Raw genomic sequence first — 21,201 nt, forward strand, 5'->3', positions numbered from 1 at the left:
ATGCCAATTCGCGTGGCAAGCGCCTGCTGCGACGCTGCTGCGCCGGCGCAACACCCGATGCGCAACGCGCGCCCGGCGGGCCGGTTCCGGAATCGATGTTGCCGGGATTTCGGAGCGTTTCCGGGCCGCTCGCGGGCCGCCCGTCAGGCGGCCGCGACGCGTGCGAGCCAGCTCGCGATACCGTCGACGGAACGAAAATCCGCGACGCTGCGTGCCGGCAGCGCCGGATACGCGCCGCCCGCCATCTCGGTCAGCGCGCGGCCCGGGCCGAGCTCGAGAAACGCGGTCGCGCCGGCCTCGACGCATGCGGCCAGGCAGGCCGCCCACTCGACCGGCTCCGCGATCTGCCGTGCGAGCTTGTCGAGCCCTGCGCCGACATCGAGCACCGACGCGCCGTCGATCCCCGAAAACAGCCGCGTACCGGGCAACGGCCGGCGCACGTTCACGCCAGCCAGCGACGCGCGAAACGCGGGCACCGCCGCCGCGAGCCGGTGCGTGTGCGACGCGATCCGCACGCACACGGGCGCGACGCGCAGCGCACCGTCGCGTGCCGCGTCGTCGGCCACCGCGGCGACGTCGGCCTGCCGTCCGGCCACCACGAATGCGTCGCCCGGATTGGCGATCGCGATCGCCGCATCGCGGCCGTCGCACAGTTGCGCGAGCTGCGCGCGCGTCAGCCCGCGCACGAACGCCATCCGCTCGTCGCCGCCGCTCGCGGCGTCCATTGCGCGCGCGCGCGCATCGGCCAGATCCAGCGCGTCGTGCGGATCGATCATCCCCGCGACGCTCCACGACGCGACTTCGCCGACGCTATACCCGGCGACGCAGCGCCGGCGCGGCCACACCGCTTCGAGCAGCGCGGCCGCCGCGAGCGCCTGCACCGTGCAAAGGATCTGCGCGGCGCGGTTCTCGCGCAGCGCGTCCGGTTCGGCGTGCCGCACCCAGTCGCGCGGATCGTCGCCAAGGAGCCGGCCCGCATGCTCGAACAGCGCATCAGCCTGTGGCGCGGCACCGGTCAACTCGAACATGTCCGCCCGCTGCGCGCCTTGCCCCGAACACAGGATCGCCAGCGTCATCGCCCCACCCCGGCCGCTTCGAGTGCGTCGACGAACACGCTCATCGCCAGCAGATCGGCCGCGCCGCCCGGACTCAGCCGGCGAGCGACGAACGCATGGTGCGCGGCGGCCGCGCGCAATCGCCAGTCGCGAGCGCGTATGCCGCCGCGGGCGACGAATGCGCGCGCCGTGGCCCGCGCGAAATCGAGGCCGGCCTGCCCGCCCCGGTGCAGCAGATTCGTATCGTCGAGCGCGGCGATCAGCGCGAAGCATGCGTCGACGCGCGCGGCCTCCGGATCGTCCGGCACGCGGCGCTGCGCGCGGCGCAGTGCCGGCAAACCGACGCCGTACACGGTCGCGAACCCGTCGGCCGCCTCGCGACGCGCGCCGCCGACGCCGTAGCGGCGGCTCGCGCGCTCGCCGTGGCTGTCGGGCAGCCGCGGGCCGCCGAGGATCTCGGCGCCCCACCGCCGCGCGACGAGCGCGCCGAGCGTCATCGTGCGTGCCACCGCGCCGGGCACCGCGCGGCGGCCGGCGGCCGCGCACAGCAGCCCGAGCCCGAAGATCGCGCCGCGATGCGTGTTGACGCCGCCGGTCGCGGCGAGCATCGCGTGTTCCGCGCGCAGCCCGATCTTGCGCAGTACGGCCATGCCCGCGTCGCGCGCGCCGGCGTCGGCGAGCTCCGCGAAGTACGGCCGCAGCACGGCCGCGCTGCGCGCGAACGTCGCGGCGTCCATGTCCGCATGGCTGCCGGTGTCGACGTGACTGACGAGGCCCGGTTTCGGATATGTCTCGATTTCGAGCACGAGGCTGCGCTCGGCGAGTTCGGCGATGCGCTCGGCGTCGGACGGCGCCGCCGCGCGGCAGGCGGCCCATGCACTCATCGCGTGCCTCCCGTGAATGCGTCGGCAGACATCAATTCGACCGCCACCGCCGTCTTGACCGCGACTTCAGGCAGCCGCGCATGCAATTCGCGCCAGTTCACGCCCGCGCCGTCATCGCGCAGCAGTTCGCCGTCGATGCGCATCGGTGCACGCGCGTCGAGTGCCGCCAGGCCGTCGAGCAGCGCGGCAAGCGACGCGGCGGCCGGCAGCGGGAACACGATGTCGAGATCGGAGGACGCGCTCAGATAGCACTCGCCCGTCAGCGCCTGCCACGCGAGACTGCCGAACACGCGACCCCGCACGCCGCAGCGCGTGCCGAGCGCGTCCAGCTCGCGCAGCGTGGCGTGCCAGGCGTCGGGCGCGGCGACCAGCACGTCGGCCAGCGTGGGCAGCGGGCCGACCGACTCGACCGCGTCGGCGGCGACGTTCAGAGCGATGCGCCGCTTGCCCGCGGAAGGCGGCAGCGGCAAGCCGAGCGGCACACGCCGCGCATCGGCCTCGTCGGGCGACGCGCGGCGCACGATCAACGGCCAGCCGCGCGCGGCCCACGCCTGCACGAGCGGATCGGCCGCCAGCGCGGGATCGCGCGCGCATGCGCCGCCCCACCCGGCCGCCGTCAGCGTGACGAGCGTGTGGCGGCGCAGCGGCGTGTCAGCGTGCGGCACGCGCGAGTGCCTCGACGCGCCGCGCGACGTCGGCCGCGACCGGCCGGCCGCGCGCTGCACGACCATCGGTGTGATCGGCCGGCTTGCCGAGCCATTCGCCGACCTGCGCGTCGAGCGCGCGGGCCGGATCGAGCACGGCGTCGACAGCGCCCATCTTCACGAGATTGTCGAGTCCCGGCGCGAACACCGGCGTCGAACGCGCCATCTCCTTCAACACGTCGATCGGCAGCTTCGTCACGCGCGACATCGACGGCAGGTCCATCACCTCGGGCTCGGCGCCCGGCACCGCGAGCAGCGTGCGCGTCGCGAGCGCGGTCGCGATGAACGCGCCCGCGGCCGTATGGCCGTACAGCAGCCCGATCGTCCGGTGCCCGGCGAGCTCCGCATGCATCAGGCATTTCGCGAGATGCGACAGCCCTTCGTTCAGGCCGAGCAGTTCGTCGCGCTTGCTCATCCGCTGGCTGTCGCTGTCGACGAGCACGAGAAGCGGCGTGCCGCCGCCGCGCTCGATCGTGTCGAGCACGTGCGACGCAAGCGTGAGGGCTTCGTCGATGCCGAACGGCAGGCGGTCGGCGACGCCGATCACGTCGACGCGCGTGCCGGTCAGTTCAGCGTGGCCCGTCAGCAGGCCGCCGTTTCGCCCGATCGAATGGCCCTTGGGAAACAGCGAGTTCAGAACTTCATCGAGCGTCATGCTGCGGCTCCTGTAACTGGTCGGCGAGCTTCGCGAATGCGTCGTCGGACATGCCGGGAATCGCTTCCGGCTCGCTCGCGCCGAGCGCGCGCCACACGTCGAGCGCATCCTTGCACGTGCCGAACCGCGCGACGCGCGCTTCGAGCCGCGCCTGCTCCGCGCGCAGCATCGCCGTGTCGAATGCCGGCGCACGGCCGATCAGGTCGAGCGCGGCCGCGCGAAACGCATCGGGCGTATCGGCCACGTAGCGATCCGCGCCGCCGATCAGCCGACGGTGCTTGCCGCCCATCGTGCGCCAGATCAGCGCGCGGTCCTTCGCGTCGAACTCCTCGACGCCGCGGTTGGTCTCGATCACCTCGGGCCCCGACACGCTGATGCGCCCCTGCTCGGACACCGCGAGCGCCGAGCAGCACGCGGCGAGCAGCCCGCCGCCGCCGTAGCAGCCCGCCCGCCCGCCGATCAGCCCGATCACCGGCACACCGGCCGCGCGCGCCTCGACGAGCGCACGCATGATCTCGGCGATCGCGAGCTCGCCCGCGTTCGCTTCCTGCAGCCGCACGCCGCCGGTGTCGAACAGGATCAGCACCGGCGTGCCGCGTTCGCGCGCCGCACGCAGCAGCCCCGTGAGCTTCGCGCCGTGCACCTCGCCGAACGCGCCGCCCATGAAGCGGCCTTCCTGCGCGGCGACGAACACCGCCTTGCCGTCGAGCCGGCCGTGGCCGACCACCATCCCGTCGTCGAACTGCTGCGGCAGGTCGAACAGCGGCAGGTGCGGGCTCGTCACGCGCTCGCCCGGCCCGAGAAACTCCGTGAAGCTGCCCGCGTCGAGCAGCCCGTCGACGCGCTGGCGCGCCGACGCCTCGTACCAGCTCGCGTCGTTCGCGACGAACGCCGGGGCGTCGTGGATCGCGTCGGTCATCACGCCTCCCCCTCGATCGCGCGCACGGCCTGCGCGAGCCGCAGCGACACCATGTCCGGCCGCGCGCCGCCGTCGTTGATCGACAGCTTCAGGCCGCCCGGCGCGCGCCGTTCGACGAAGTCCGACACGACCGCCTGCCACACCGCGCCGAAACCGACCGCCGCGGTGCGGATGTCGATCTCGCATTCGTTGCCCGGCAGCACGCGCTCGACGAGCACTTCGAGATTGCCGGACGCGACCACGCCGACGAGCGCCGTGGCCCGTTCGCCCCGCGCACGCCCGCGCGCGGTGAAGCGATAGTTCAACTGTTCCATGCCCTCTTCCTCACCAGTTGCGGAACCGGGCCGGCGGCGCATACAGGCCGCCCGACCAGTGCACGAGATCCTTGATCGAGCGCGCGGCGAGCCAGCGGCGATCGGCGTCGAGCGGATCGATGCCGAGATCCTCCGGGCGGCGGATCACGCCGCGCTCGCGCAGCCGCTCGACCATCCTGCGGTCGCGGCCGCGACCGACTTCCGTATAGCCGGCCACGCCGCGGATCGCGTGCTCGCGTTCGTCCTTGTCGCGGCACATCAGCAGGTTCGCGATCCCTTCCTCGGTGACGATGTGCGTGACGTCGTCGCCGTAGACCATGATCGGCGCGAGGTCGAGCTGCAGCTTGTCGGCGAGCTTCAGCGCATCGAGCTTCTCGACGAACATCGGCACGTTCTTGTCGCCGAAGGTCTCGCCGATCTGCACGACCAGCTTGCGGCCGCGCCTGAGCGCCGCCGGCGTGTCCGGGTCGGCTTCCGCGCCGGCCTTCAGCCACGGCTCGCTCGGGTGACGCCGGCCGCGCGCGTCGCTGCCCATGTTCGGCGCGCCGCCGAAACCGGCGATGCGCTCGGCGGTGACCGTCGACGAATGGCCGGACAGGTCGATCTGCAGCGTCGAGCCGATGAACATGTCGCACGCGTAAAGGCCGGCGGTCTGACAGAACGCTCGGTTCGAGCGCAGCGACCCGTCGGGACCCGTGAACCACACGTCGGAGCGCGCGCGGATGTAGTCGTCCATCCCGACTTCGGAGCCGAAGCAGTGGATCTGCTCGACCCAGCCCGATTCGATCGCGGGAATCAGCGTCGGGTGCGGATTGAGCGCCCAGTGCGTGCAGACCTTGCCCTTCAGCCCGAGCTTCGCGCCGTAGGTCGGCAGCAGCAGCTCGATCGCGGCCGTGTTGAAGCCGATCCCGTGATTCAGGCGCTTGATCCCGTACGGTTCGTAGATGCCCTTGATCGCGAGCATCGCGGTCAGGATCTGGGTCTCGGTGATCGCGGCCGGGTCGCGCGTGAACAACGGCTCCACGTAGAACGGCCGGCCGGCCTCGACGACGAAATGCACGCGGTCGCCCGGGATGTCGACGCGCGGCACCTTGTCGACGATGCGGTCGACTTGCGCGATCACGATGCCGTCCTTGAACGCGGTGGCTTCGACGACGGTCGGCGTGTCTTCCGTGTTCGGGCCGGTATACAGATTGCCGTCGGCATCCGCGCTGACCGCCGCGATCAGCGCGACCTGCGGCGTGAGATCGATGAAGTAGCGCGCGAATAGCTCGAGATACGTGTGCACCGCGCCGAGCGCGATCTTGCCGCCGAACAGCAGCTTCGCGATCCGCTGCGACTGCGGGCCGGAATACGCGAAGTCGAGGCGCGTCGCGATCCCGCGCTCGAACACGTCGAGATGCTCCGGCAGCACGACACCCGACTGCACCATGTGCAGGTCATGGATCTTCGCGCTGTCGACGTCGGCGAGCGCCGTCGCGAGCAGGTCGGCCTGCTTCTGGTTGTCGCCTTCGAGGCACACGCGATCGCCGGGCCGCAGCACCGCTTCGAGCAACGCGACGGTGTCGCGCGCGTCGACCCGCTTGCCGCGCGCGAAGGCCGCGCCGGCCGCGAGGCGTGCATCGCGCGCCTGCCGCGCGTGATTCCATCCCGTCATGAACAGTTCTCCCGCTTCGATGGTTCAGCGGCATTCTAAGCCTGGCGCCGCCGCCGATTGATGATGTTGACGAATCCGACTCAGAGGACACCGCGATGGATGCGGGCCGCCGCGGAACCGCGCGCGCCGGCCGCATGCGACGCGCCATGCGCGGTCACGCGCCGACCAGCGCGCGCGTCGTGAAGAACAGCACCGACGGCCCGAGCAGGCAGCCGACGCCGGTATGGAACGTCGCGACCAGCGCGCCATACGGGACGAGCCGGCGATCGGTCGCGGCAAGGCCCGCGCTCACGCCGCTCACGGTGCCGGCGAGGCCGCCGAAGATCATCGCGGAGCGCGGCGTCTTCAGGCCCATGAAGCCGGCCGCGACCGGCGTGCCGATCATCACGATGATCGCCTTCACGAGGCCCGTCGCGATGCTGAGCGCGATCACGTCTGAGCTCGCGCCGATCGCGGCGCCGGTGACGGGTCCGACGATGTAGGTGACGGCGCCCGCGCCGATGGTCGTCATGCTGACCGCATCGGTGTAGCCGAACGCGCGCGCGATGCACGCGCCGACGATGAACGGCAGCACCGTGCCGAGCAGCAGCGACACGACGCCGACGAGACCGGCCTTGCGCGCCTCGGTCGGCTGCACTTCGAACGCGGTCGCGACGATCGCGAAATCGCGCAGCATCGCGCCGCCCATCAGCCCGATGCCCGCGAACAGCGGCACGTCGGCGATTCCCTTCTCGCCCCCGGTGAACGCACCGCCGACATACGCGAGCGCAAGGCCGATCACGATCGCGATCGCGGAACCGTGCACGCGGCCGAAGGTGAGCTTGCGCGACGCGATCGACGACAGCCACATGATCAGGCCGACCAGCGCGAACGACGCGACGAGCCCGTTGTGGGCGACGGTTTTTTCGAGCATCTGCAGCATGGCGGCCTCCGTCACTGTTGTTCGAATTGCGGCACGCCCGCGAAGGCCGTGTCGTCGCGCCCCGTGCGCACGAGTACCGCGATGCAGCATGCGCAGATCGCGACCGCGCCGATGGCGGCGAGCAGCGCGACCGGCCCGCCCTTCAGCGCGGCGACCACGTTCTGGTTCGCGGCCATCGCGACGACGACGGGAATGTACATCGCGCCCCAGAAACCGACGCCTGCCTCGGTTTCCTTCGGCAGCCAGCCGCGCCGGTGCAGCCACAAGCGCAGGCAGATCAGCAGCAGCATCGCGATACCGACGCCGCCGACGTTGGTCTTCACGCCGATCGCGGCGCCCAGCAGGTCGCCGAGGAACAGTCCGGCCAGATGGCAGAACGCCAGCAGCGCGGTTCCGTAGATGATCATAAGTCGTCTCCAGTCTCTTCGTGACGGGCGCCTGACGCGTGCGGAAGCCAGGCCCGCACGCCGATCCCGGGCGCGGACGGTCTGTCTCCCGCGGCGGTGCGCCGCGGCCCGGCGGCTCGTCGTGCGAGCGCGTTCTCGGGCGGTCGATGGGATGATGCGGTTTCGGGCCGGACGCCGGATGGCTTAGACTGACCGATGCAGCCGACGGCACGACACGGGCAACGCGTCCGGTGCGCCCCGTTTGCATGGGCCGCACCGGGGCGTGATCCGATACTAGCGCCGCATGATCCGGGCATTTATGAAGTTGTCGAAACCGATTCAGTGGATTTAGCAATGCGTCCATTACCGCCCGAGCTGCTGCGCAGCTTCGTCGCCGTCGCCCAGTCCGGCAGTTTCACCGCCGCGTCCGAGCGCGTGAGCCTGTCGCAGTCGACCGTCAGCCAGCACATCCGCCGCCTCGAGGAGCTGCTCGACCGGCCGCTGTTCGAGCGCGACACGCGCAACGTGCACCTGTCGCAGCACGGCGACGCGCTGTTCCGCTACGCGGTGCGCATTCTCGAACTGATGGACGAGGCCGTCACGTCGGTGTGCGGCCCGCCGCTGTCGGGCAAGGTGCGGCTCGCGATGTCGGAGGATTTCGCGTCTGCGCACCTGACGGCCGCGCTCGCGAGCTTCGTGCAGCGCAATCCGGAAGTCGAGCTCGCGATCTCGACGGGGTTGTCGGGCGACCTGTTCGACGCGCTCGACGAAGGCCGCCACGATCTGGTGTTCGCGAAGCGCGTCGCGGGCAGCCGGCGCGGCCGCGTGATCCGCAGCGAACCGCTGTACTGGTGCACCGGCCCCGATTCGCGGATCACCGGCCACGAGGCCGTGCTGCCGCTCGCGATGCATCCGGAGCCGAGCGTATCGCGCCGCCGCGTGCTCGAGTCGCTCGAGGCGGTCGGCCGCCCGTACCGGATCGCCGTCGTGAGCAGCAGCATCGCGGTGCTGCGCGCGGCCGCGAGCGCGGGGCTCGGCGTCAGCGCGTTCGCGGGCTACGTGATTCCGGCCGGGCTCGCACGGCTCGACGCGGGGCTCCCCGAACTCGGCGAACTCGAATACGTGATCGACCGGCCGGCGGCCGCATCGCGCTCGACGCTCGCGCTCGAGGCGACGCTGATCGCGGCGGCGGCCGAGCTGTAGCGATCGCCTTCGCCGTGACGCCGACGCCGCCCCGCCGCGGCGTGAGCGCGCAACTGACAATCTTGCCCGGAACGCGTCAGCGTCCGCGCAGCACCCGCTCGCGACAATGGGACCCATCGGAACGCACGGCAATGTGCCACGCATCCGCTATCCCGTCCCCTTGATCGGAGCACACCATGAACGTCTTGCGATTCGCCGTCGCGACCGCCGCAGCCGCGCTGCTGTCCCCCGCCTTTGCGCAAACCGATGCCGCTGCCCCCGCGCAGGGCCTGACGCGCGCGGAAGTCGTCGCGCAGCTGAAGCAGGCGTACCTCGACGGCGAACTGCCGACCAACGACGGCAACTATCCGCCGAATGCCGCGACGCGCGCGCGCAATCGCGAACTGGTGCAGGCCGCGCAGCCCGCGTGGCTCGCGCAGACGCCGCGGGCACCGCAAACGGCCGTCCAGCAATAGCCGCTCACGGCACGACCGGAACGCCGCGCGGGCCCGCGCTCAGGGCAGGAAGCTGCGGCGCCGCGCGTCGATCAGCTCGACGAGCAGCCGGTCGCGCTCGGCCGCCAGTTCCTGCATCGAGCGTTCGCCCTGGATCGCGCGCAGCTCGTCGTTCAGCTTGCGATCGACGGCCGGATCGAACGACGGCGTGCCGAGGTCGTCCCACCACGTCGTGATCGGCCCGGACAGATGTTCGAGGAAGTGCGCGATCCCGCCCGCGCCGCCGCCGAGGTGATAGGTCAGGCACTGCCCCATCAGCCCCCACCGCAAGCCCGGCCCCCATGCGACCGCCTTGTCCGCGTCGGCGACGCTCACCACGCCTTCGCCGACGAGGTGATACACCTCGCGAAACAGCGCGGCCGCGAGCCGGTTCGCGACGTGGCCGGTCATTTCCTTGTTGAGCACGATCGTCTGCTTGCCGAGCGCGTCGTAGAAATCCTTCACGCCCGCGATCACGTTCCGGTCGGTCGCGTCGCCGCCGACCAGCTCGACGAGCGGAATCAGGTGCGGCGGGTTGAACGGATGCGCGATCAGGCAGCGTTCCGGGTGCTTGTCGCAGGCGGTCTGGATCTCGGACATCTTCAGGCCCGACGAACTCGACGCGATCGGCACGCGCGCGGGCAGCACGTCGTCCATCTGCCGGTACAGCGCGCGCTTCAGGTCGAGCCGCTCCGGGCCGTTTTCCTGCACGAAATCGACGCCGTCGAGCGCGCGCACGAGATCCGCATCGAACGACAGCCGCGCGGAAAGTTCGGCGGCCCGGTCACCGAGAAATGCGGCGAGCGCGTCGCGCAGACGCGCGTCGGCCTGCGGTGCGGGATCGGTCGCGACGACGTCGAAGCCCTTCGACAGATAGAAAGCCGCCCAGCTCGCGCCGATCACGCCGGCCCCGACGATCGCGATGCGTTGAATGTCCATGTCCGTCCCGTCTCCGTGGTCTGTGGAAAGCGCGACGATTGTCGCATCGATTCACGTCACGACGCGTCGATGCCGGTTGCGCTTGCCCTCTTGAAAACCGCCGCGGCGGCCTCTAATTACCGGTTGCCAGGCGGTGCCCGTCACACGCACCGCCCCCGTTTCGACTCGGCGGAAAACCGCGCATCGCACTCGCCATCGGCGTCGCGTCGGCGCGTCTTTCGCGTTTCATGTTCCGGAGGACCTTCATGAGCGGTATCCATCACGGCCACGACCTGTTCGATGAATTCGCCCGCGTGCAGCGGCAGATGGCGAGCCTGTTCGGCGAGCTTCCGACCGGCATCCGCGCGGTGCGGCCGAGCGCGTTTCCCGCGCTGAACGTCGGCGCGACCGACGACGCGATCGAGATCGTCGCGTTCGCCCCCGGCATGGCCGCGGCCGATTTCGACGTCTCGATCGACAAGGACCTGCTGACGATCAGCGGCGAGCGCAAGCCCGTGCCGCAAGACGCCGGCGACGACGTGCGCACCTATGCGCAGGAGCGCTTTCACGGCGCGTTCCGCCGGGTGGTCGAGCTGCCGCAGAACGCGGACGCGGACAACGTCAGTGCCCGCTACGAAAACGGCTGCCTGCTGATTCGCGTCGGCCGGCGCGAGGCATCGAAGCCACGTGCGATCAACGTTCAGTAACCTTCAGGAGAACGACATGAATATGAGCCAGACCCTGACCGAACGCCAGGCCGGCGCCGTCCACGCGCCCGCCGCCGAGGCCGCACGCCGGCCCGCGATCGCGCCGGCCGTCGACATCGTCGAAGACCAACGGCGCGTCACGCTGCGCGCCGACCTGCCGGGCGTGCCGCGCGAGAATCTCGACGTGAAGGTGCACGACAACACGCTGACGATCGAAGCCGACACGCGCATCGACACGCCGGCCGACCTGCGCGTGCGGCATGCCGAAGTCCGCGCGCCGCGCTACGCGCGCACGTTCGTGCTGAGCCCCGATCTCGACACGTCGCGTATCGATGCGAGCCTGCGCGACGGCGTGCTCACGTTGACGATTCCGCGTCGCGAGGAAACACGCCCGCGCCGCATCGACGTGACGGCCGGCAACGCGTAAGCGCTGCCGCGTGCCGATCGCGCGACGCGCATGACAAAGCCCCGCCGGGCATGACACCCGGCGGGGCTTTTTTCCATCGTGCGGCGCGGTGCACGCCCGCCGTCACGCTCAATCGAAATCGAACAGGTCGAACACCGATTTCTTGCGACGCTGGCCGTCGTGGCGATAGCGGTCGTCGTGCGAGCGGCCGTCGCGCCCCCAGCCGTCGTCACGCCCGCGCGGCGCCTGCGCATCGTGCCGCACGGGCGGCTCGTCGCGGCGCGGCGGCGCATCGCCGGTTTCGCGTGCGATCAGCTTGTCGAGCTCGCCGCGATCGAGCCACACGCCGCGGCACGTCGGACAGTAATCGATCTCGATCGACTGGCGCTCGGCCATCAGCAGGTCGGGCGTCTTGCAGACCGGACATTTCATCGCGCTTCTCCTTTCGTTGAGCATTCCGAACCAAGGGCGGGCCCTCGCCCGCCCGCTTTCTCAGTGACCTTCGACCCGCGCCGCGCGCTTCGCCTTCGCACGCCGCGCCAGCATGTTCATGCCTTCGACGAACGCCGAGAACGCCATCGCCGCGTAGATATAGCCCTTCGGCACGTGCGAACCGAAGCCTTCCGCGATCAGCGTCATGCCGATCACGACGAGGAACGACAGCGCGAGCATCACGATCGTCGGGTTGCGGTCGATGAAGCGTGCGAGCGGCTGCGCGGCGAACAGCATCACGCTCACCGCGACGATCACCGCGACGAACATGATCGGGACGTGCTCGGTCATGCCGATCGCGGTCACGATGCTGTCGATCGAGAACACGATGTCGAGCATCACGATCTGGCCGATCGCGGCCCATACCGTCAGGCCCGCCGCGCCGCCGGACGCACCCGCGCCGTCGCCGTCGTGCGACACGTGGTGATGGATCTCGGTGGTCGCCTTCCAGACGAGGAACAGGCCGCCCGACAGCAGGATCATGTCGCGCCACGAGAACGCGTGATCGAACAGCGTGAATACGGGCTCGGTGAGACTCGCGATCCACGCGACGCTGCCGAGCAACGCGAGGCGCATCACGAGCGCGAGCGCGATGCCCAGGCGCTGCGTGCGGGCGCGCTGCGCTTCGGGCAGCTTGTTGCTGAGGATCGAGATGAAGATCAGGTTGTCGATGCCGAGCACGACTTCCATCACGACGAGCGTCAGGAGCGCGGCCCAGACGGCGGGGTCGGCGGCAAGCGTCAGCAGGTAGTCCATGAAAAGGGCCGATTCGAATGTGGAAAGCCCGATGATAGGCCACCCCACGACTTCGAAAAAATCAGAGAGAATCTGATATTTGGTTCGGTTTTTCCGAAATATCGATCCGATGCTGAATTTTCGCCATCTGTACTATTTCTGGGTCGTCGTGAAGGAAGGCGGTTTCGCGCGCGCCGCGGAGCGGCTCGACATGGCCGTGCAGACGATCAGCGCGCAGGTCCGCGAACTCGAAAAGGCGCTCGGCCACCAGTTGCTGCGCCCGGTCGGGCGCGGCGTCGCGATGACCGATGCGGGCCAGGCCGCGTATGCGCGCGCCGAGGTCATCTTCGAGATGGGCCGGCTGATTCCCGACGAGGTGCGCGCAGCGGCCAGCCAGCCGACCGTGCGGCTCGCGGTCGGCCTAGCCGACGGGATCTCGAAGCTCGCCGCGCATGCGATCCTCGCGCCGGTGCTCGACACGCCCACGCCGCGGCTGCTGTGCCACGAGGGCGAGCACGACGCACTGCTCGCGGAACTGGCGCTGCATCACCTCGACCTCGTGCTGGCCGGCCAGGGCGCGCCGTCGGGGTCGAATCTGCGCGTGACGAGCGAGCGGCTCGTCGCGTCGCCGGTCGACTGGTACGGGCCCGCGGCGCTCGTCACGACGGCCGCGCGGCAGCGCTTTCCGGAGTGCCTCGCCGAGTTGCCGGTGCTGCTGCCGACCGCCCACTCGGCGCTGCGCGCACGCCTCGACCTGTGGCTGGAACGGGAACGGATCGTGCCGCGCGTGGCCGGGGAATTCGAGGACAGCGCGCTGATGGCCGTGTTCGCGGCGCGGGGCCTCGGCGTGTTTCCGCTCAGCGAACTCGGCGCGAACGACGCATCGCTGCTGCGCGGGCTGCGCCGGCTCGGCCGGGCGGGCGACGTGACCGAGGAAATCCACGCGATCCGCTCGCGGCGCGGTGAACACCACCCGCTGGCATCGCGACTGCTCGCCGCCGCGCGGCCTGCGCCGGCCGCCTGAAGCGAGCGCGACATCAAACGAAACTATAATGACGCCCCGGCCATACGAGATTGCCACGCGCATCGCACCGGCCCCGCCGCTGCGCCCGCAGCCCCGCGCGGCATCTCGCCGAGCCTTTTGAAAGACGCCATGCACAACCGATTTCGCCTGTTTTCCGTTTCGTGCGCGCTCGCGGCCGCGACCGTGCTGGCGGCGTGCTCGTCGCCGCCCAAGCCGATTTACCAGCAGGAGCAGTTCGACGCGACGAGCAGCCCGTATGCGCACACGTTCCGCTCGAAATCCGACGCGGCCTGCGAGGCCGCGCGGCGCGCGCTGCTGAGCCAGGGCTACGTGGTGTCGTCGTCGCGCAACGATGCGGTCGACGGCAGCAAGAATTTCCAGCCGAGCAACGACATGCACGTCGTGATCGAGTTTCACGTCGTGTGCGCGGACGCGAATGCGGACGGCTCGTCGAGCATCGCGTATGTGAACGCGGTGCAAGACCGCTACACGCTGAAGAAGTCGAATACGTCGGCGAGCGTCGGGCTCAGCGTGTTCGGCTCACTGTCGCTGCCGATCGGGTCGAGCGACGACGCGCTCGTGAAGACCGCGAGCGAGACGATTCCCGCCGGCGTGTTCTACGAGCGCTTCTTCAATCTCGTCGAGCATTTCCTGAAGATCGATCCGGCCCGCCGCGATCGCGCGACCGTGAAGGCGGCCGAGAAGGAACCCGTCACGCCGCTGCCCGAACCCGCGCCGACGCCGCAGGGCGAGCCGATGAAGATGACGACGCCGGTCGTGCCGACGCCGCCTGCCGCGCCGGTGCCGCTGTCGGGGCCGGGCGTCGCGCCGGCTTCGGGCGCGTCGGCCGTGCCTGCTGCGCCTGCTGCGGCATCGGCCGTGGTCGCGCCGGGGGCGATGCGGGGTGGCGTGCCGGCATCGGCTTCGGCACCTGCGGCGGCTTCGGCCGCAGTCCCGCCTTCCTCCTCGGCATCGGCTCCAGCATCCGCGTCGGCGGCCGTGCCTGCTTCGACACCTGCCGCTGTCATGCGGGCCGCACCCACATCGGCATCGGCCGTGCCCGCACCGGCAGCCTCCGCGAACGCTGCTCCGGCATCGGCGCCCGCGCCCGCTGCCGCCGATCCCGTCGCGTCGTCCGCACCGACCGGTACCAGCGCGCCGTCCGCGAACTGATCGCGAGGTCATCTCTCCGCGTCGTGCGCCCGTCGCGCGCGGCGCGCCATGTGCGCCCTTCCCCGACGCCCCACTTGATCGCCGCACACCCGAAGGCCGGTTGCGCATGCGCGCCGTGACGTGACCGGCGATCGAGCGCAGCCCGTCGCGACGAACCACACGAATCCCGATTCCGCCGACGCCCGCGATCATTCCCGCCGCGCGATCACTCCGTCGTTACGTCTTCGCCCCCGCAGCGCCGCCCGGCCGCGCCGCGGCACGCGCGCCGGCGCGTTACCGCAACGTCGCGTTCAGCGCCTGCAACTGCTCGACCGTCGCCGTCACGCCGCCGCATACGATCACCGCGATTTCCGACGCCGAAGCAAGCGCAGGCACCGACTGTTCGAGCGCGGCCAGCGCGGCGCCGCACGCCGGCTCGACGACGATCCGGTGCTCGTCCACGAACCGCAGTGCCGCAGCCACCGCCTGCGCATCCGACACGATGACCGGATGGATCGCATGCCGCTTCGCCCACTCGACCGCCGCGTCGCACGGCCGCTTCGCGCCGAGCGACGTCGCGATGCTCGTGATCGCCGGCAATTCGACCGCATGCCCCTGGGCGACCGAGCGCGCGTAGCTGTCCGCGCCTTCCGTCCCGACCGCGACGACCGGCACGTCGTGCCAGCCGTTGCGTGCGAGCCCCTCGAGGACGCCGCACAGCAGCCCGCCGCCGCCGACCGCGAGCACGACCGCGTCGGGTTTCGGGCCGGCCGCCGCCATCTCGTCGATCATCGTCGCGTGCCCCTGCCACAGCACGGGGTCGTCGAACGGATGCACGAACGCGTCCTGCGCGCCGACGGCCGACAGCGCGTACGCGTTCGCCTCGGCCCAGCTCGCGCCGTGCACGACCACCTCCGCGCCCTCCGCGCGGATCAGCGCCCGCGCGCGGGCCGACGCGGTTTCCGGCACGGCGACGAGCACCGGCACGCCGAGCTCGCGACCGCAATACGCGACCGCGATGCCCGCATTGCCGCCCGACGACGACACGAACCGGCGCGCGCCGGCCGCATGCCGCGCTTCGCACACCGCGCCGATGCCGCGCAATTTGAATGAACCGGACGGCTGCAGCGCGTCGAGCTTCAATCGGATGTTCTTGCCGAGACGGCGCGACGCGATTTGCGAGCGGACATAGGGGGTCGGGATATGAAGCGGCATGGTGCGGGACACGGTCGGGACAAAGGGAACGCACGCGGCCTGCGAACAGGCCCGGCAACGTCGATCATCGTACGGCACACCCGTCATGCTTTTCCAATACCATCGGATGGTGCCTGCCATGCTTGACAGGCATATCCGCCGAATCAACGCCGACAACGGGAGTCGACATCGCATGCGCCAGATCGAACTGCGTCACCTGCGTTACTTCGTGGCCGTCGCGCAAGCCGGCAGCGTGATGGCCGGCGCCCGCGCGGCCGGCATCGTCCAGCCCGCGCTGTCGCGCCAGATCCGCGAGCTCGAGGATGCGATCGGCACGCCGCTGCTGATCCGCCGCACGACGGGCGTCACGCTGACGGCGGCCGGCGTGAGTTTCCTGCAGGATGCGACGGGCCTGCTCGCGACGTTGCAGGACAGCCGCGAACGCGCGTTGCGCAGCGCATCCGGCCAGCTCGGCGAGCTGCGCCTCGGCGCGCTGCCGAACTGCCTGCCGCTGCCGGTCGTCGCGAATGTGCTGAAGGCGTTTCGCGACGCGTGTCCGGACGTGAAGTTGTCGATCGCGCCGATGCTGTCCGCCGAACAGGCGGCAGCGCTGATGCGCGGCCAGCTCGACGGCGGCATCATGGCGTGGCGCCGAGACGAAGCGCCGCATCTGTCGGGCGTGCGGCTGCTGAGCGACCGCTTCGTGCTCGCGATGCCCGCGCCGCCCGGCGGCCGCTTCCGCGCGCCGCGCACGCTCGCCGACGTCGCGCACGAGCCGTTCGTCTGGTTCGACGCGCAGCGCTCCGCCGCGCATCACCGCTTCCTGATGGCGCAGTGCGAACGGGCCGGGTTCACGCCGCGCATCGCGCAGGTGGGCAGCGACATCCCGACGCTGATCGGTCTCGTGGCGGCCGGCATGGGCTGCGCGTTCGTGCCGGAAAGCGCGTCGCCGACGTGCCCGCGCACGGTCCGGCTCGTCGCGCTGGACGAACTCGCGAGCCGCTTCGATATCGAGTTCGTATTCGACGGTGCGGCGGTGCCGGCGTCTCCCGTCGTCGCGCGGTTTCTCGAAGCGGTGCGCGACGCGGCCGGCCAAGCGGAATGATCGATCGCGGGCACGCGCGATCCGCGCGCCGACGGTGGATTCAGTCGGCTTCGCCGTCATCGCGCACTAAACATTGGCTCGGACAAACGAAAAATCTTTCAGATCGATAACGGACGACGCCGTCACGTCGGAATTTTTAAATTGGCACCAAAAGAGGCCGTTTAACGTCATTTCGAAATGTTATGCCCCGAAATATACTGCGCCCGCATCCAACCCTCGTGCCAAAGAGAGGATGCTTTTCGCCCCGGTCACGGCCCCCTGTGACCGGGGCTTTTTTCGTCGGCAAGCCGCGCCGGCGAATCGCCGAAACCGCGCCACTCGGGCCGCACACGCATGCCGGCTCGACTCCGAATTATTGACATCGAATCAAGATAATTTCGCCCGAGCGCGGCTTTTTCCGCAAAAGTAACGCAGGCACACTTCACCCTGTCCGCAATGGCCCGATGCCGTTGCCCCATGCTTGCAGGAGCTCATCGCGTGAACAGCACGACCTCTTCCCCTTCCCGCCCGGGCGGCAGCGCCGCGCTGCCGCTGCTGGCGCTTGCCGCCGGCGCGTTCGGCATCGGCACGACCGAGTTCTCGCCGATGGGCCTCTTGCCCGTGATCGCCGACGGCGTACACGTGTCGATTCCGCAGGCCGGCATGCTGATCAGCGCGTATGCGATCGGCGTGATGGTCGGCGCGCCGCTGATGACGCTGCTGCTCGCGCGCTGGTCGCGTCGCTCGGCGCTGATCGCGCTGATGTCGATCTTCACGATCGGCAACCTGTTGTCGGCCGTCGCGCCGGACTACACGACGCTGCTGCTCGCACGGCTCGTCACGAGCCTGAACCACGGCGCGTTCTTCGGGCTCGGCTCGGTGGTCGCGGCGAGCCTCGTGCCGCGTGAAAAGCAGGCCAGCGCGGTCGCGACGATGTTCATGGGCCTCACGATCGCGAACGTCGGCGGCGTGCCGGCCGCGACCTGGCTCGGCCAGATGATCGGCTGGCGCATGTCGTTCGCGGCGACCGCCGCGCTCGGCCTGATCGCGATCGCCGGCCTGTTCGCCGCGCTGCCGAAGGGCGAAGCCGGCAAGATGCCGAACCTGCGTGCCGAACTGTCGGTGCTCACGCGCCCCGTCGTGCTCGGCGCGCTCGGGACCACGGTGCTCGGCGCCGGCGCGATGTTCACGCTGTACACGTATGTCGCCCCGACGCTCGAACACCTGACCGGCGCGACACCCGGCTTCGTCACCGCGATGCTCGTGCTGATCGGCGTCGGCTTCTCGATCGGCAACATCGCCGGCGGCCGCCTCGCCGACCGCTCGCTCGACGGCACGCTCATCGGCTTCCTCGTGCTGCTGATCGTGACGATGGCCGCGTTCCCGCTGCTCGCCCGCACGCATGTCGGCGCGGCGGTCACGCTGCTGGTCTGGGGTGTCGCGACATTCGCGGTGGTCCCGCCGCTGCAGATGCGCGTGATGCGTGCCGCACACGACGCGCCGGGCCTCGCCTCGGCCGTCAACATCGGCGCGTTCAATCTCGGCAACGCGGTCGGCGCGGCAGCCGGTGGCGCGGCGATCTCGGCCGGCTTCGGCTATGCGGCGGTGCCGCTCGTCGGCGGGCTGATCGCCGCGGCCGGGCTGGCGTTGGTCGCGCTGCAGATGATCCAGCGCCGCCGCGCGCCGGTCGCCGCGAGTTCGTAAGCACGCGGCGATCCGTACGGGTGCCGGCCGGCACGACGGGCGACGCGACGCGTCAGTCAGTTCAGTGGTGAACCTCGCCGCGTTCGAGCGGCAGGATCAGGCGCTCGGGGATGCTGCGTCGCGACGCACGCGCGCCGACGTAGTACAGCCCGGCCGGCACGACGAGGCCGAGGATCCATGAGATGTCGGTGCCGCCGAGCGCGTCGACGAGCGCGCCCGTGTAGATGTGGGTCGACATGAACGGCAACTGCACCAGGATGCCGACCACGTAGATCGTGATCGCCATCACGTTCCAGCGGCCGTAGCGGCCGTCCGGATCGGACAGCGCCGGCACGTCGTAGCGCGAGCGCGTGAAGCAGTAGTAGTCGACCAGGTTGATCGCGCTCCAGGGCGTGAAGAACGCGAGCAGGAACAGGATGAACGCCGTGAATTCCTTCAGGAACGAATGGCGGCCGGCGAGCGCGATCAGCGTCGACACGCAGATCATCCCGAAGATGTACACGAGACGGCTGCGTGACGACACCGCACCCTTGCCGCGGAAACCGCTGACGATCGTCGCCATCGACATGAAGCTGCCGTACGCGTTGAGTGCCGTCACCGTCACCTTGCCGAACGCGATGGTGAAATACAGCAACGCAGCCACGGCGCCCGTCGAGCCGAGCCCGACGATATACGACACCTCATGGTGCGCGAACTGGCTGCCGGCCAGCGCGGCCGCGAACACGCCGAACACCATCGCCGCCTGCGCGCCGATCACCGAGCCGAGGCCCACCGCGAGGAACGTGGCGACCGACGACGTCGAGCGCGGCAGGTAGCGCGAATAATCGGCGACGTACGGGCCGAACGCGATCTGCCACGACGCGGACAGCGACATCGACAGCAGGAAGCTCGCGAGCGAGAAGTGCCGGTTCGCGAGCAACGCGCCGACGTCGTGGTTCGCGAACAGCTGCGCGAACATGTAGACGAATGCGACGATGCCGACCACGCTCGCGATCCGGCCGACGAAGTGGATCGCGCGATAGCCGAACACCGTCAGCACGACGATCACGGCCGCGAACAGCAGGATGCCGGCCGCGTCGTCGACGTGCAGCAGTTGCGCGACGGCCTGCCCGGCGAGCACCGAGCCGCTGGCGGAAAAACCGATGTACATCAGGCACACGAGCACGATCGGAATCATCGCGCCGTAGACGCCGAACTGCACGCGACTCGAGATCATCTGCGGCAAGCCGAGTTGCGGCCCCTGCGCGCCGTGCAACGCCATCACCGCGCCGCCGACGAGCTGGCCGAGCAACAGCGCGACCAGCGACCAGAACACGTCGCCGCCGAGCACGACCGCCAGCGCCCCCGTGACGATGGCCGTGATCTGCATGTTCGCCGACAGCCACAGCGTGAACTGGCTCAACAGGCCGCCGTGGCGTTCGGCGTCGGGAATGAAATCGATCGAGCGTACCTCGATCAGACCACCGGCTTTTCCACTGGGATTCGTTGACACGGGAAAATCTCCAAGATACTGAGGATCGCAAACGGTTTGGACGAGACGGGGAACGTGCCGAGCCGCCCTTTCGACTCGTCGGGTGCGGCGCGCCGTGAATCGCCGGCACACGCGCCACGCACGGTCCGCACGCTGGCGCGCAGCCGGCACGCCCCGTGGCCGACAGTGCCAGCGGATGATCTTGTATATACAACCCGGCAGATATCGGTGATTACCCGGTGTCCGGCAGCCTTCCGGATCGGCCGGGAAAACGGAGCGCATCCGGCGATCGGAGGTGTCGGTCGACCGTATGAGAAATGCAGGGAAAACGAAACCTCAGGCGCCGGCGGGCGACGCCTGATCGGGTGCGGCGACCATGTCGCCGGCGGGAAGGAGCGTCAGCATGCGCCGCGCGGCCTCGATGTCGCGCGCGTGCAGCCATTCGTCGTAGTCGTCGCGGCGCAGGATCACGACGCCCCGCTTCTCGTCGCCGGGCCGATGCATGCGCGCGAACAGCGGATGATCGTCGGCATTGACCGTAAGCATCGTCATGCCGATACGCTCGCGGCCGTCGACCGTTTCGTAACGCCGCCAGAGGCCGGCGACGCAGCACGGTTGCCAGCCGTCGACACCGATCCGGTGCCACACGTTGCGGCCCGTTTCGTAGCACGGCTCGAAGATCCAGCGCACCGGAATCAGGCAGCGCTGGCCGTTGCGCCAGGCGTTGCCGTAGAGTCGCGACGAACCGACCGTTTCCGCGCGCGCGTTCACAGTATCGAGCTTCTTTCGCTTGCGGCCGTTCTCGTCGAGACGCTCGGGCTGCATGAACTTCGGCCAGAAGCCGAACACCGCGCTGACGACCGCGAGGCCGTCGCCGTCGGCGCGCGCGATGGGTGCCGCGTAATCCGGATATACGTCGGGTTCCCACGGCTCGCGGCGAAACAGGTCGCCGATGCCGATCCTCAGCTCGCTGATACCCGGGTCTTCATCGGGGGCGCGGTAGTGCGTGCACACGGTTGGGCAGATGATGGACGCGATGTCTTCATCGTAGGTCAGCGTGCACGTCGTATGTCCGCTTTTGCCTGGTGTGACGAAACAGTCTTACAACCGTTCGGCCCGCTTGATGGCGTCGTCGCCGGTTG

At 70.0% G+C, this 21,201-nt stretch carries 23 protein-coding genes; 8 read left to right on the top strand and 15 right to left on the bottom strand.

Annotation, left to right across the window (positions count from 1 at the left end; genetic code table 11):
- Window positions 1–143 precede the first annotated feature (143 nt).
- From mdcH to madL, 9 genes are all read right to left on the bottom strand, one after another.
- Complete coding sequence (mdcH, locus tag WS49_RS00565; RefSeq protein WP_059523498.1) at window positions 144–1,076, bottom strand: malonate decarboxylase subunit epsilon; 933 nt, start codon at window positions 1,074–1,076, stop codon at window positions 144–146.
- A complete protein-coding gene (gene mdcB / locus WS49_RS00570) occupies window positions 1,073–1,939 on the bottom strand; it encodes a triphosphoribosyl-dephospho-CoA synthase MdcB (RefSeq protein WP_059523500.1) in 867 nt (288 codons plus the stop codon). The genes mdcH and mdcB overlap by 4 nt, the downstream gene beginning before the upstream one ends.
- Window positions 1,936–2,604: a malonate decarboxylase holo-[acyl-carrier-protein] synthase gene (gene mdcG, locus WS49_RS00575; protein WP_059523837.1), complete on the bottom strand. Its 669-nt coding sequence runs from the start codon at window positions 2,602–2,604 to the stop codon at window positions 1,936–1,938. Before mdcG ends, mdcB begins: the two co-directional genes overlap by 4 nt.
- The gene (gene mdcE / locus WS49_RS00580) at window positions 2,591–3,298 is read right to left on the bottom strand and encodes a biotin-independent malonate decarboxylase subunit gamma (protein ID WP_059523502.1); all 708 of its coding nucleotides are present in this window, start codon (window positions 3,296–3,298) and stop codon (window positions 2,591–2,593) included. The genes mdcG and mdcE overlap by 14 nt, the downstream gene beginning before the upstream one ends.
- Window positions 3,285–4,220 carry a biotin-independent malonate decarboxylase subunit beta gene (locus WS49_RS00585; protein WP_179949281.1) on the bottom strand — a complete coding sequence of 312 codons (936 nt, stop codon included), beginning with the start codon at window positions 4,218–4,220 and terminating at the stop codon, window positions 3,285–3,287. Before WS49_RS00585 ends, mdcE begins: the two co-directional genes overlap by 14 nt.
- Window positions 4,217–4,531, bottom strand: coding sequence for a malonate decarboxylase acyl carrier protein (mdcC, locus tag WS49_RS00590; protein ID WP_059523506.1), 315 nt, complete (start codon window positions 4,529–4,531; stop codon window positions 4,217–4,219). Before mdcC ends, WS49_RS00585 begins: the two co-directional genes overlap by 4 nt.
- Window positions 4,532–4,541: 10 nt before the next feature.
- Entirely contained in the window at window positions 4,542–6,188 is a 1,647-nt protein-coding gene (mdcA, locus tag WS49_RS00595) for a malonate decarboxylase subunit alpha (RefSeq protein ID WP_059523508.1), read from the bottom strand.
- Window positions 6,189–6,342: 154 nt separating this feature from the next.
- Window positions 6,343–7,110, bottom strand: a complete 768-nt coding sequence (gene madM / locus WS49_RS00600; RefSeq protein ID WP_059523510.1) for a malonate transporter subunit MadM — start codon at window positions 7,108–7,110, stop codon at window positions 6,343–6,345.
- A gap of 11 nt (window positions 7,111–7,121) precedes the next feature.
- Window positions 7,122–7,517, bottom strand: coding sequence for a malonate transporter subunit MadL (gene madL / locus WS49_RS00605; RefSeq protein WP_059449382.1), 396 nt, complete (start codon window positions 7,515–7,517; stop codon window positions 7,122–7,124).
- A gap of 333 nt (window positions 7,518–7,850) precedes the next feature.
- Between madL and WS49_RS00610 the strand changes: the two genes are divergently transcribed.
- Window positions 7,851–8,699: a LysR substrate-binding domain-containing protein gene (locus tag WS49_RS00610; protein ID WP_039322076.1), complete on the top strand. Its 849-nt coding sequence runs from the start codon at window positions 7,851–7,853 to the stop codon at window positions 8,697–8,699.
- A 176-nt stretch (window positions 8,700–8,875) separates the two neighbouring features.
- Window positions 8,876–9,154 (top strand): DUF4148 domain-containing protein, encoded by a 279-nt coding sequence (locus tag WS49_RS00615; RefSeq protein ID WP_059523512.1) that lies wholly within the window; start codon window positions 8,876–8,878, stop codon window positions 9,152–9,154.
- Between the two features lie 39 nt (window positions 9,155–9,193).
- Here WS49_RS00615 and WS49_RS00620 read toward each other — a convergent pair whose 3' ends face one another.
- Complete coding sequence (locus WS49_RS00620; RefSeq protein WP_059523514.1) at window positions 9,194–10,111, bottom strand: 3-hydroxyacyl-CoA dehydrogenase NAD-binding domain-containing protein; 918 nt, start codon at window positions 10,109–10,111, stop codon at window positions 9,194–9,196.
- Window positions 10,112–10,356: 245 nt separating this feature from the next.
- On the opposite strand from WS49_RS00620, the gene WS49_RS00625 reads away from it, so the two are divergent.
- Window positions 10,357–10,797 carry an Hsp20/alpha crystallin family protein gene (locus WS49_RS00625; RefSeq protein WP_059523516.1) on the top strand — a complete coding sequence of 147 codons (441 nt, stop codon included), beginning with the start codon at window positions 10,357–10,359 and terminating at the stop codon, window positions 10,795–10,797.
- Between the two features lie 16 nt (window positions 10,798–10,813).
- Window positions 10,814–11,224, top strand: a complete 411-nt coding sequence (locus WS49_RS00630) for an Hsp20/alpha crystallin family protein (protein ID WP_059523518.1) — start codon at window positions 10,814–10,816, stop codon at window positions 11,222–11,224.
- A gap of 108 nt (window positions 11,225–11,332) precedes the next feature.
- Here WS49_RS00630 and WS49_RS00635 read toward each other — a convergent pair whose 3' ends face one another.
- Together WS49_RS00635 and WS49_RS00640 are read right to left on the bottom strand one after the other, a co-directional pair.
- Window positions 11,333–11,635, bottom strand: coding sequence for a TFIIB-type zinc ribbon-containing protein (locus WS49_RS00635; RefSeq protein ID WP_059523520.1), 303 nt, complete (start codon window positions 11,633–11,635; stop codon window positions 11,333–11,335).
- A gap of 60 nt (window positions 11,636–11,695) precedes the next feature.
- Entirely contained in the window at window positions 11,696–12,451 is a 756-nt protein-coding gene (locus WS49_RS00640) for a TerC family protein (protein ID WP_059523522.1), read from the bottom strand.
- Window positions 12,452–12,560: 109 nt separating this feature from the next.
- On the opposite strand from WS49_RS00640, the gene WS49_RS00645 reads away from it, so the two are divergent.
- The gene (locus WS49_RS00645) at window positions 12,561–13,454 is read left to right on the top strand and encodes a LysR family transcriptional regulator (protein WP_059523524.1); all 894 of its coding nucleotides are present in this window, start codon (window positions 12,561–12,563) and stop codon (window positions 13,452–13,454) included.
- 129 nt (window positions 13,455–13,583) lie between these two features.
- Entirely contained in the window at window positions 13,584–14,627 is a 1,044-nt protein-coding gene (locus WS49_RS00650) for a DUF2242 domain-containing protein (RefSeq protein WP_059523527.1), read from the top strand.
- A 273-nt stretch (window positions 14,628–14,900) separates the two neighbouring features.
- Here the strand turns inward: WS49_RS00650 and WS49_RS00655 are convergent, their stop codons facing one another.
- Window positions 14,901–15,821, bottom strand: coding sequence for a pyridoxal-phosphate dependent enzyme (locus WS49_RS00655; RefSeq protein WP_059523529.1), 921 nt, complete (start codon window positions 15,819–15,821; stop codon window positions 14,901–14,903).
- A gap of 172 nt (window positions 15,822–15,993) precedes the next feature.
- Here WS49_RS00655 and WS49_RS00660 point away from each other — a divergent pair, with 172 nt between their 5' ends.
- A complete protein-coding gene (locus WS49_RS00660) occupies window positions 15,994–16,905 on the top strand; it encodes a LysR family transcriptional regulator (protein ID WP_059523531.1) in 912 nt (303 codons plus the stop codon).
- Window positions 16,906–17,382: 477 nt separating this feature from the next.
- Window positions 17,383–18,588, top strand: coding sequence for an MFS transporter (locus tag WS49_RS00665; RefSeq protein ID WP_059523533.1), 1,206 nt, complete (start codon window positions 17,383–17,385; stop codon window positions 18,586–18,588).
- A 61-nt stretch (window positions 18,589–18,649) separates the two neighbouring features.
- On the opposite strand, the gene WS49_RS00670 is transcribed toward WS49_RS00665, so the two are convergent.
- Window positions 18,650–20,080 carry a purine-cytosine permease family protein gene (locus WS49_RS00670; RefSeq protein WP_059523535.1) on the bottom strand — a complete coding sequence of 477 codons (1,431 nt, stop codon included), beginning with the start codon at window positions 20,078–20,080 and terminating at the stop codon, window positions 18,650–18,652.
- 315 nt (window positions 20,081–20,395) lie between these two features.
- Window positions 20,396–21,073 (bottom strand): SOS response-associated peptidase family protein, encoded by a 678-nt coding sequence (locus WS49_RS00675; RefSeq protein WP_059523537.1) that lies wholly within the window; start codon window positions 21,071–21,073, stop codon window positions 20,396–20,398.
- Between the last annotated feature and the right edge of the window lie 128 nt (window positions 21,074–21,201).

The sequence above is a fragment of the Burkholderia sp. RF7-non_BP4 genome, assembly GCF_001521935.1.
In the GTDB taxonomy this organism is placed as follows: Bacteria; Pseudomonadota; Gammaproteobacteria; order Burkholderiales; family Burkholderiaceae; genus Burkholderia; species Burkholderia diffusa.